Raw genomic sequence first — 11,633 nt, 5'->3', positions numbered from 1 at the left:
AAATGGACATCGCGGTCAGAGTGATGAATTTAACAAAAAAATATAGCTTGTATAAAGATCCTTGGGGACCGTTAAAAGAAGTGGTGACTCGAAAGAAATTTCATAAAGATTTCTATGCACTGCAAGATGTCTCCTTAGATTTTCCGAAAGGAGAATCAATCGGTATACTTGGAAAAAATGGATCCGGTAAATCGACGCTTTTGAAGGTGATTGCCGGCATTACAGAACCGACAAAAGGAACGGTGGATGTCCATGGCTCCATCGTTTTTCTTGATGTTAGTTCAGGTATTGATTCAGAGCTTAGCGGCTATGACAATATTTTTATGAAAGGGACATTGATGGGGTACTCGAAAGAAGAAATGCTCTCGAAAGTAGAGAATATCATCGAGTTTTCGGAACTGGGAGAATTTATCGGGCAACCCGTCAAAAATTATTCGGCAGGAATGAAGTCAAAACTTGGATTTGCCATATCTGTAAATGTCGATCCGGATATTTTAATTATTGATGAAGCTTTGGCAGTGGGAGACTCCCAATTCCGCCGGAAATGCTTGAACAAAATGAATGAATTTAAAGAAAAAGGGAAAACAATTATCTTTGTTAGTCACGACAACAATGCAATTGAATCTTTTTGTTCCAAGGCTGCATGGATTCATCAAGGCAGACTGATTACATATGGTGACTCTAAATTTGTCGGCTCACTCTATGGGGAGTTTATGAGCGGTAAAAAATCGATTGAATCAATCCATGCCGAAATCGAGTACAAGCATTCGCTGGAACAAGTTATTTTCGGAACGGGGGACGAAGGGTTTACGATGTTGCTTAAAGGCTATTTGCACAATGAACACCAGCAAAATATGAGTGAGAAGTTTGAAATAGCGGTTCGGGATGTCCGAACAGGAGAAACGATAAGAAAGCCTTTGTCAGAAGATGATTTAAGTTTCTCGGTGCAGCTCAGTGCCCAAGAGTTCCCGATGTTTTTTAAACCAGGGAGTTTCATTTTTTGTGCACACTTAAAAAATGACAACGGTTTTCCGGTTGAATTTCCACTTTGGGCGGGAAAAGCGGAACTGGTTGAGCAAAAAAGCGGAAAAAATCGATTTCTCTTTAAATGCAATGTGGAAAAAAATACACTTGAATTGGTGATTGAGAACCGGGACAAATTAGAGCAGCAAGTCAATCGAATTTGGTTTGATGACCAATGGGCATATATTGAAGGCGTAGCTTTCGTAAGAGGCTATGAAACGCGAACTGCTGATGCATTGTCAATGGCTTTCCATTTAACTAATCTGAAAACTTTTAAACGTTCAGAATTTCCCGTTACCATCCATGCAACGGAAGAAATTACCGAAAATCCTGCATATAACCCCCAAGGGAAAATCTATAAATTTTCGAAGTTTCTTGTTGCTATTAATCTAGCAGAGCTTCCAGCAGGGAGCTATGAAAGCCACCTGACTTATCGTATGAATGAAGAGCCGAAAAATGAACTGGTTAATCTTGTATGGGCCACTAAGCAGCCTGCGTATCCAAATGAACTTCACTTTGTAGAAGGAAAGGCTATTGAAATTCAAACTGCTTCAAAATATCTCCGATTAGAGAAAAAGAATCATCAATTACAAGGAGCTATGCATTAGAGCCTAAACTAAGTTTTGAAGGAGTAATCTCATGGGAAATAAGAATATTGTCTTCTTATTAAATGAATACAATAACCATGGCGGTGCACAGCGAGTCGCGTCTATTTTGACTGAGGATTTTATGGCGGATGGGCACCGTGTATCCATCCTTAGTGTTAACGAACAAAAGAATGTACCTAGTTATTTTAAGGAAGAAGTTCCGGTAATCGTGCTGCACACAAACTATCGTGCACCTCAAGCGATTGAGATTTCATCAAACTTAAAGAATTTAAAGTTTGTAAAAGTGGCAAAAGAATTGAAACGCCGTTATATGCTGAAAAAGAAGCGAAAAGAAGTGGAACGGTTCTTTGAGGGATACGGTGATGAGGAAGTATATGTCATTGCAATTCAAGTCTATGGCATGCAGTGGATGCGACCGCTCTTCTATAAACAAAACATCAAAATTATAGGGCAAAGCCATGAAAGTGTAGTTGCTGCAAGGGCTTCTAAACGTTATAAGCGTATATTAACTTACTACCGCCAGGTTTCTAAGTTTCTCTTGCTCACACAAAAAGATGCAGAACATTTTCAAGAAATAGGGTTTACTAATATTGGAATAATGTATAATCCTTCTCCTTTTCGCCGTGCTAATTCTCCAAAAGATTTGTACAAAAACAAACGGATTATTTCTTCAGGCCGCTTGATTGAAGACAAAGGCTTTGATGTTTTGATTGAAGCGTTTGCTAAAGTAGCGTCGGAGTTGCCAAATTGGACCCTCCATATATACGGTGATGGGCCTGCAGAAAAGTCACTTCGAAATCTAATTCAAATTTTCGGCTTGGATAAGCGTATTTTTCTAGAAGGTCAAACTGAAGACATCCAAACAGCGATTGAAGGTGGCAGTTTCTTTGTGTTACCTTCCAAAGCAGAAGGATTGCCTATGTCTTTGATTGAAGCACAATCCTGTGGTTTGCCTTGTATATCTACAGATTGTGCTCCTGGTATTCGGGAAATAATCGATGAATATCGGAATGGGCTCATCATACCAGTAGACGATATTCACTTGTTGGCACGCCATATCAAACGAGTGGCACAAAATCCTGAATTGTTTTATAGTTTCAGCAAAGAGGCTTACGACAACAGTTTGAAATTCGACCGTCAAGTCATCAAAAAAAAATGGTATCAACTCTTTGAAGAACTGGGAGGGAAGCGGTATGGTTGATGATTTTCAAATGCAGCGAGGCCCGAAGCTCTCAGTAGTTGTTATTGCTTTCAATAACGAGTTGTATATCGAAGAAGCACTAGAATCGCTTTATGAACAAACGTTTACTGATTTTGAAGTGGTAGTCGTCAATGATTTTTCATCTGATCAAACAGGGGCACTCATTGATCGTTTTGTTGCTGGTAAAACGAACTTTAGGGCGATCCATCTAACAAAAAATAGTGGAGGTTGCAGCACACCACGCAATACAGGCATAGCACATGCATGGGGTGAATACATTATGTTTTTAGATGGGGATGATTGGTATACCATTGATGCATGTGAAAAAATGGTCGAAGCGATGGATCGAACCGGTTCAGACTTTGTCGCAGGACAAGTGATTCGTACGAATAATTACGAGATTTGGTACCACAAGCAAATCTATTCAAAAGAACGCCTTAATTTTAATGTCCGTGAATTTACTTATATGCTTTTTGACAGTCTATCGGTTAACAAGATTTACAAACGTTCGTTCTTAGATTACCATGGCCTTCGCTTCCCAGAAGGTATTCATTATGAAGATGTGGTATTTACAGGAAAGGCTTATTTTTTGGCTGAAACAATCAGTGTCATTCCAGAGCCGATTTATTATTGGCGAGTAGTAGAAAATGCAGAAGCTAAATCGATTACAAATCGTCGACATGAGTTTGAAAATTTCGAGAACCGAATCATTGCCCATCGGTACTTTGATCAATCTTTAAGGGAAAATGGTGCAGTTCTCTACCAAAAAGAAAAAAACAATAAATTTTTGCGACATGACTTAAAATTATATACAAACGATTACCTGCAATATGACGAAGACTATAAAGCACGTTTCCATCAGCTGATTCATCAATATATGCACGAAGTGATGGATGAATATGCATTTATCGGCCTTTCTGAGCAAGACCGAATTATGTCTTATCTGATGTATCTTGGGGATGTAGAGGCATTTGAGGACTATGTAAACTATATCAACGGGTTACCGACACAAAAGAACCGTGTATGCAGCATCGGAACTCAATATTATTTTCTGCCTACAGTTCCTGCTAAAAATCATGAGAAGTTTTTATATACAGAAAAACCGAAAATTGACTATGAGATAACAGATCTCGAGTTGAGTCTGGAATCGTTTTCGTTTCAAGGTCTCCTATACGTAAATTCTATCTCTGAAAGTGAATACAGTTCTTATTGGGTGCTTCGAAACCGGCAGACTGGAAAAGCGTTGACTGCTGTAGCGGAAGCCGATGGCAAAGTCGTTTTTAGCGTTCAAAATATGACAGCTGGAAATTATTACTTATCGCTGTATGTAAAACATATGGGAAATCTTCACCGTATACTTGTTAAAAATTCGAATATAAGCGAACTGCCTAATATCGAACTTATAGAAAATAACTTATCAAAAAGTATTTTTATAAATGAGAAAAATTCATTGGCTATTCGAGTGGCGCCAGAGAAATTATTCAATCAACTACTATGGAAAGTAGAGAAGAGAAAGTTAGCGAAGAATCAACAGAAAGCAGGATTTTCCCCATCGCCATCTCCCATGCGAAAAGCATTGGAGCGGCTCATTCCCAAGTTCCCATTAAAATCAAATTGGGTCTTATTTGAAAGCCATATGGGCAAACAGTATAGTGACAGCCCGAAATACATCTATGAGCAAATGATCGAGTCAGGTTATAAATTTAAATATATTTGGGTGTTTCAAAAACCTGATCAATTAGAATTACCAGGTGATGCAGTAAAAGTGAAAAAAAATAGCTTGAAGCATTTATACTACTTGAATCGCGCTAAGTACTGGATTGATAATCAAGGAATTGCTCATTTAGCAAAGAAAAAAGAAAAGCAAATCTATGTTCAGACATGGCATGGCACACCGTTAAAAAAAATGGGCTACGACCAAAAGAAGCTTCCATCAAAAAATGAGCTAACGAAATTGAAAGTCCAGACAGAAGCTTGGGATTACTTGATTTCACCAAATCGTTATACGTCTGAAATCTTAAAGAGAGGATTCCGCTACGGGGGAGAAATCCTTGAAACGGGTTATCCAAGAAATGATGTATTAGTACGGCAGCCTGAACTTATAACGCGTAAAGTCCAGCACCATTTTGGTTTAAGTAGCGAGAAGAAGATTGTTCTTTTTGCGCCGACTTTCCGGGACTGGGATACGAATTCTTTCCGAAAAGTACTCGATGATGTGCAAAAGATGAGTAGTGAAATTGATCGTGAAACGGTTATACTGCTTCGTCTTCATTATTTATTGGCTGAAAAAATCTCCCAAATAGAGCTTCCGGCGAATGTAATTAATGCCTCGACTTATCAAGATATTCAAGAGCTGTATCTTTTGGCAGATGTAATGGTTACCGATTATTCATCCGCTATGTTCGACTTTGCCATTTTAATGCGTCCTATTGTCCTTTATTGCTATGATTTGGAAGAGTATATTACAAGGCGGGGAATGTATTTCAACTTTACTGAACTGGCACCAGGGCCCGTATGCCGGACGATTGACGAAGTGCTTCACTTCTTAAATCATCCCGACGAAATGAATTACTTTCTTGATGACTTAAAGCGATTTTCTTTGGAGTTTTCAAGCCTAGAGGATGGAAACGCTTCAGCGAAAGTAATTGAACGAGTATTCAAGAAGAAGTGACAAAAAGAGTTGTTGTCTCAACAACTCTTTTTTATCAATTTCAGTTTCTTCAAAATATGCTATAAGCCAGTTGCAAATAAGTTGCCTAAAAGAAAGTAAAATCATCCCCGAACTTAGTAAGCTGAATAGGATAAGGAGTGAAAATCATGCACGAAGTGGTATCCGTCGTTATTCCTGTTTATAATGCTTTGCCTTATTTGGAAGAATGTCTATTATCCGTTAGTGGACAGACTTACCGGCACCTTGAAATTATCATTATTAATGACGGGTCGAGTGATGAGAGCGGCAACGTAATAGCCAATATAGCTGCTACTGATCCCCGTATTCGGCTGCATGAGCAAGAAAACCAAGGGCTTGGTTTTACCCGGAATAAAGGCATTGATTTAAGTACCGGTAAGTATATCTTCTTTTTGGATGCAGATGATATCCTTCCTAAAAACGCCATTCAATCTCTCATAGCTGCAGTAAAACACAAAGATGTGGACTACGCTGTTGGTAAAGTCGTTCGATTTACTAACGATCGCATGTACATCCCTGTGCGGCATTTGGAGTTTAATCTTTATAATAAAGCTGGACAGACGACACTTGAAGAAACTCCAGAATTAATGCAGGACTCAATTGCATGCAATAAGTTATGGAAGAAGAGTTTTTTACTAGAGCATAATTTGAATTTTAAAGAAGGGAAGTATTATGAGGATCTCGCGATGACAATGAAAGCTGCCGTTTTGGCTCGTAAGATTCAACTAGTTAATACAGTGGTGTATCATTGGCGGGTCCGGGAAGATATTGAGAAGCCATCCATTACTCAACAACAAATGAGGCTAGATAACACGCGCCACCGGCTAGAGGCGCTGTTTGAAAACCGCCAGTGGTTAGTGGAGCGACAAATTCAGAAGCGGATTGTCGAGGAGCATGATTTGAAAAGTTTGCTGGATGTTATGCGTCTCCACGTCGTCAAGTTTTCGTTAGTTCTTCCCGAAGAAAAGAACAGGTGGCTAATGTTGATTTTCGATTTTTTAAAAAAGATTCCTGCAGCAATTGCTGATAAACTGCCGAATAAAGAGCGTACCATGTATTGGTTATTGATGGAAAAAAATACAGAAGATTTATTTCGCTTGTCTGAACTGCTGATGAATGCTGAAAAGAAAGCAGTAGTGTCGCAAAAACAAAATCTATTTGTGTTAAAAAGTATGCATAAAGACTACGATGTGACAACTTATTTTAAACCAACAATGGTTGTACAGAAAATAGAAAAACATAATCAATACTGGCGTGTCGAAGGACAATTAAAGGTTCCAAAAGCTTCTTATCTTACGGAAGGTGAATTTTATCTCCTAAACAGAACAACTCGACATGAAAAGGTGCTAGCCCCTCTTCAATTAAGACAGCTGGCTCCCGCTCATTGGTATCCATATGAAGCACTTTATTTTATTGGCTTTCTTGATACAGAGACGATAATCGAGAACGAACAAGAAGCAGTGTATGACTTTTATTATCGGTTGCCTGCTTATCCGCAGATGGAATCCGCAAGAGTCCGAGTATTGTCTCAGACTGTGAGTGAGAAGAAAGAGGCTAAAAAAAACAATTTTACTTTTTCTCTTTACCGTACACAGTACGGAAACTTAAGTCTGGTTTGCCAAAAACTACATTTAATGCATGTCATTAAAGAGAAAGTAAGGCCACTCTTGAAAAAAGCCGTGCAAAAAGGAAAAGCTAATTAAAGTGGCCCAATAAAATAAGACAAGGTAAAATAATGCCATCGCTGTAAGATAAGTATCAACCACAAATGGACTTGTTTTTTATTTATAAGTTAAATCCTTCTCATCGTAGATCGCCTGAATCAATTGACTAGTGGATTTCCCTTGTGAATATGTGTTCCATCGACGGCTAAACTGGTCGATTGCCGCATAATCAATATGAGGATCTAAAATATGCTCTATGACTTCAGCGGTAGTTTTGACAACTGGACCTGGAAAGCTAGAAGGGTTCTTTGTCCATAAACCATGGTTTTGACTATAAGAATCCAAATCATAAGCAAAGAAAATCATTTTTTTTCGCAATAGTGAATACTCGACTGGAATTGATGAGTAGTCTGTTATCAAGAAATCACTAGCGATTAACAATTCATGAATACAAGGATAATCACTAACCATAATGACTCTCGGGTTGTCAGGCAACTGTTCGATTTCATGTACTGCAGGATGTGAACGAATGAGCAGCACAAACTCTTCTCCCAACTTATTCAATACTTCTTCGACTTTCAGATGCAATGTCATTCTATTTAACATGTCCTTACGGAAAGTAGGGGCATATAATATAACTTTCCTTCCTTTTATTGCTGGGTATTTCTGCTCTAGAAGAGTTAAGCTTTGAGCTGTAGCTGCGGCATCATAGTAAAAGTCGGTTTGGGGGATGCCCGTATAGAGAAAGCGTTTGGGACCGAGATGAAACGATTCAGAAAAGATATCTGCCATCTGTTGAGAACCAACAGGGATGTAGTGGAAGCAGTTATACACTTTCTGGAAACGAGACTTGGCTCGATTGCTTCGTTTACTGGTTTCAGAATCACTCCATCCGAATTTCTTAACAGCACCGGCAGCATGCCATAATTGAATGCATTTAACATTTTTCCGAAAATGAATGACCGATAGAACCCCTACATAATTATCGATAAATACATATTTTGCAGTGGCTAAATGGTACACCGATAAAAAAGTATCTTTGAGTTTGAAAGATTCAAACTGAAAAATATTCTTTTGTTTTAAATTGATTGTTGAAAAGTCCAGTTTACAGCGCTTCTGGTTGAGAAAAATCACTAAAGGAGGCTGATATGGAATAAGTTCTTTGGCTAAAAAAAAAGCGTTGTCCCCAAAAGACGACAAAAAGACCGTTTTGTTTTTCACTGGAAATACGCTCATTAGGACAAAAAGAATTTTAAATAGGAAAAGGTAAATCGAAATTATCAATTCTTTTATCATTGTTTATTAAGTAAATCTGTTTTTATTTTTGTAGTCGAGATTCCTTCAGTGCGCGGCAAGTAGATTACATCACAATATGCACTTAGTTCATTAAATTTCCCTTCCCAATCGGATCCCATCACAAAAATATCTATATCATGTGATTGGATGTCTTCTACTTTTTGTCCCCACTCTTGTTCTGGAATCACCTCATCTACGTATTTGATCGCTTCCAGTACTAATTTTCTGTCTTGGTAAGAATGATAAGCTGCTTTTCCTTTAATTGCATTAAATTCATCGGTTGAAAGGCCCACTACTAAATAATCCCCAAGCGCTTTAGCCCTCTTCAAAATATTAATATGCCCGTGATGCATTAAATCGAATGTTCCGTAGGTAATCACTTTTTTCATCGAAAACACTCACTTTCGATTATATTATTTTAAGTGTCAGCGTTCTTAAATTAATTTTATAGGCATTCCGTAATAGTGGATAAAGGTGGTATATTAACAATAAGTATTTCGAATATTTAGATTATAAGCTAAAAGTCGTAATAAATATAGGTATAACAATAAAAACTTTTCACAACCAGCCATCATCCATTTCTTAAAAGATTCGGAGGGAGATTAATGAAAGTGAAAAAACATTACATCAGAAAAATGATAAAAATTAATAATCTAAAAAAAAGCAAACTTTTTAAAAAAGTGTTTCACATCATATTTTTGATGATCGGTTTATTACCACGGAAGAAAAAGTTGGTTATCTTCGAGAGTTTTCATGCAAGACAGTATAGCGATAATCCAAGAGCCATTTTTGAATATATGAAAATGCACTATCCGGATTATCATTTGCTATGGAGCATCGATCGACGGGCTATAAAATTGTTTGAAAAAAATCAAATCCCTTATATCCAACGGTTTACGTTCCGTTGGTTTTTAACGTTTCCCCGAGCCGCTTATTGGGTCAATAATGTCCGTCTGCCAGGATGGATGCCAAAACCTGCAGGGACTGTATATGTTCAGACTTGGCATGGAACACCGTTGAAAAAGCTTGGATTGGATATTGAAGAAGTACATATGCCTGGAACAGAAACAGACAATTACCAAAAGAATTTCTTGCGGGAGTCGGCGAAATGGGACTATCTTGTATCTCCTAACCCTTACTCAACTAAAATCTTTAAACAGGCATTCGGTTATCAAGGAGAAATCATTGAATCAGGCTATCCAAGAAATGATGTGTTAGCCAATCCTTCCGCAAGCCAGATTCAAAAAGTAAAAAAAGAATTGGGGATTCCAGCAGATAAAAAAATTATGCTGTACGCCCCGACTTGGCGAGACAATGAATTTTATGAAAAAGGAAAATATAAGTTTTCTTTTCAATTTGATTTAGAAGAATGGATAAAACGGTACGGAGATAAATGGGTGCTGCTGTCGCGGATGCATTACCTAGTAGCAGAGAATTTTAATTTCTCACGATATGAAGGGATGGTACTGAATGTATCAGAGTATCCAGATATCCGAGATTTGTATCTGATCTCGGATTTGTTGATCACAGATTATTCTTCTGTGTTTTTTGACTTCGCCATTTTAAATAGGCCAATTATTTTCTTTATGTATGACTTGGGGATATATCGCAATCAGCTTCGGGGATTTTACTTTGACATTGAATCAAAAGCTCCTGGCTTCATCGTCCAGACCGAAACAGAGTTGTTTCAAGCCATTGATGAACGGGGGCACCTAAATATGACTTCTGATTTAAAGCTAGATAGCTTTAAAAAAGAATTCTGTTCATTAGAAGATGGCCAAGCTGCTGAACGTGTAGTCAAAACCTTCTTAAAAAAGAAATAAGAAAAAGCCATTGAAAATCTTGACACTTTTATGGTTAATTTTTTCTTTGGATAAATTGAATTCAAAAAATAATTAGTTAATTTAACCTATACTTAACCTGTTGCCTTTACTATTTAGATAACGGAAGTGCACAACAGCTATTAAGGACAGGAAGGGGGAAATTAACTTGGTTTATTATTTTATTGCAGCAAAAGGAATTTTAGGCGTTAAAACGAATATAAAAGAATTTAAATGGTCATTTGGTTCCAATATGCCAGAGGGGACCCTCGACGAATATGAAAACTGTGCAGTAAAAATGCATATCGCATTAGAAGAATTCAATGACGATGATTTGCTTGGCAATCTGGGCAGGTATCATTATTTTAATGGATCTCCTGGAGAAGATAAACTCTACTATACTCGCAAGTTGCCGATGAATAAAAAACTCAGGCTAAAAGCTGAAAATCTTTTATCTGATGAACCTAAAATTACGGTGAACCGTACTTATTATAAGCTGATTACGCATCGAATCATGAATTTACACTCACTCCACTATATTGCAACGGATTTAGCCGCTCTTCTTTTGCTTCGGAAAGGGTATGCACCTATCCACTGCTCGGCCTTTAAAGCAGGAGATGCGACGGTCGCTATTTTTGCCCCACCTGATACCGGGAAGACACTAAGTGCCATGACTGCATGCGGAGACTTCGGTGCCAGCTTTATCGCAGAAGATTTGGCCATTACCGATGGGAAAAATATTTTTTCCGTCCCATGGACAAATTCGTTTGATCATTATGCAAAAAATAAACAAACAAAAAATCAAGGGATAAAAGAAAAATTTATGAAATCAGTACCTATAATGAACAAGCTTTCTAGAAAAACCGCAGAACCAGAAGACAATAACGTGAAAGCCGGAGCATTGCTGAACCCGCAAATGGTTACACATATAGCAATTCTGGAAAAAGGGGAAGACGGTATATTGCCTCAAGCTGAAAGTGCAGCGGTCAGTAAACTGATGAATTTGAATAGATATGAATTTAATTTTTTACGCGCGCCATTATTGATTGCTTATGAGTTTTTTAATCCGGAATTGGTTATTGATAATGGAACAGTTAAGGAGAAAGAAATCTTGTCTGCTTTGGTTAGAAATAGTGAGAGCGTCTTTACATTGAAAAAAAGAAATCCTACTCATTATGCGAAGGCATTGTTGGATCAAATGGAAGAAGTACCTTATAGAAATAAGAAAGTTATTTCACTTTATCCGTAATCATGTTCCCGGTGCCGGTTTCGGCACCGGGATTTTTTATAGAAAATTTGGATTAGTTGGACAAAATGATATAGTATGAATAA

The 11,633-nt window shown here is 37.7% G+C and carries 8 protein-coding genes; 6 read left to right on the top strand and 2 right to left on the bottom strand.

Annotation, left to right across the window (positions count from 1 at the left end):
- Positions 1-2 precede the first annotated feature (2 nt).
- From QWY22_RS14570 to QWY22_RS14555, 4 genes are all read left to right on the top strand, one after another.
- Positions 3-1,631 (top strand): ABC transporter ATP-binding protein, encoded by a 1,629-nt coding sequence (locus tag QWY22_RS14570; RefSeq protein WP_300981549.1) that lies wholly within the window; start codon positions 3-5, stop codon positions 1,629-1,631.
- Between the two features lie 31 nt (positions 1,632-1,662).
- Positions 1,663-2,832, top strand: a complete 1,170-nt coding sequence (locus tag QWY22_RS14565; RefSeq protein WP_300981548.1) for a glycosyltransferase — start codon at positions 1,663-1,665, stop codon at positions 2,830-2,832.
- A complete protein-coding gene (locus tag QWY22_RS14560) occupies positions 2,825-5,503 on the top strand; it encodes a bifunctional glycosyltransferase/CDP-glycerol:glycerophosphate glycerophosphotransferase (protein ID WP_300981547.1) in 2,679 nt (892 codons plus the stop codon). Before QWY22_RS14565 ends, QWY22_RS14560 begins: the two co-directional genes overlap by 8 nt.
- Before the next feature lie 146 nt (positions 5,504-5,649).
- A complete protein-coding gene (locus QWY22_RS14555) occupies positions 5,650-7,224 on the top strand; it encodes a glycosyltransferase family 2 protein (protein ID WP_300981546.1) in 1,575 nt (524 codons plus the stop codon).
- A 78-nt stretch (positions 7,225-7,302) separates the two neighbouring features.
- On the opposite strand, the gene QWY22_RS14550 is transcribed toward QWY22_RS14555, so the two are convergent.
- Positions 7,303-8,421 (bottom strand): CDP-glycerol glycerophosphotransferase family protein, encoded by a 1,119-nt coding sequence (locus QWY22_RS14550; protein ID WP_300984404.1) that lies wholly within the window; start codon positions 8,419-8,421, stop codon positions 7,303-7,305.
- Between the two features lie 56 nt (positions 8,422-8,477).
- The gene (gene tagD / locus QWY22_RS14545) at positions 8,478-8,870 is read right to left on the bottom strand and encodes a glycerol-3-phosphate cytidylyltransferase (protein WP_300981545.1); all 393 of its coding nucleotides are present in this window, start codon (positions 8,868-8,870) and stop codon (positions 8,478-8,480) included.
- Between the two features lie 216 nt (positions 8,871-9,086).
- On the opposite strand from tagD, the gene QWY22_RS14540 reads away from it, so the two are divergent.
- The gene (locus QWY22_RS14540; RefSeq protein WP_300981544.1) at positions 9,087-10,304 is read left to right on the top strand and encodes a CDP-glycerol glycerophosphotransferase family protein; all 1,218 of its coding nucleotides are present in this window, start codon (positions 9,087-9,089) and stop codon (positions 10,302-10,304) included.
- 166 nt (positions 10,305-10,470) lie between these two features.
- Positions 10,471-11,550, top strand: coding sequence for a hypothetical protein (locus QWY22_RS14535; protein WP_300981543.1), 1,080 nt, complete (start codon positions 10,471-10,473; stop codon positions 11,548-11,550).
- Positions 11,551-11,633 lie beyond the last annotated feature (83 nt).

Origin of the sequence: Planococcus liqunii (assembly GCF_030413595.1) — a bacterium.
Classification (GTDB): Bacteria; Bacillota; Bacilli; order Bacillales_A; family Planococcaceae; genus Planococcus; species Planococcus liqunii.
This window is presented reverse-complemented; position numbering and strand designations above follow the sequence as displayed.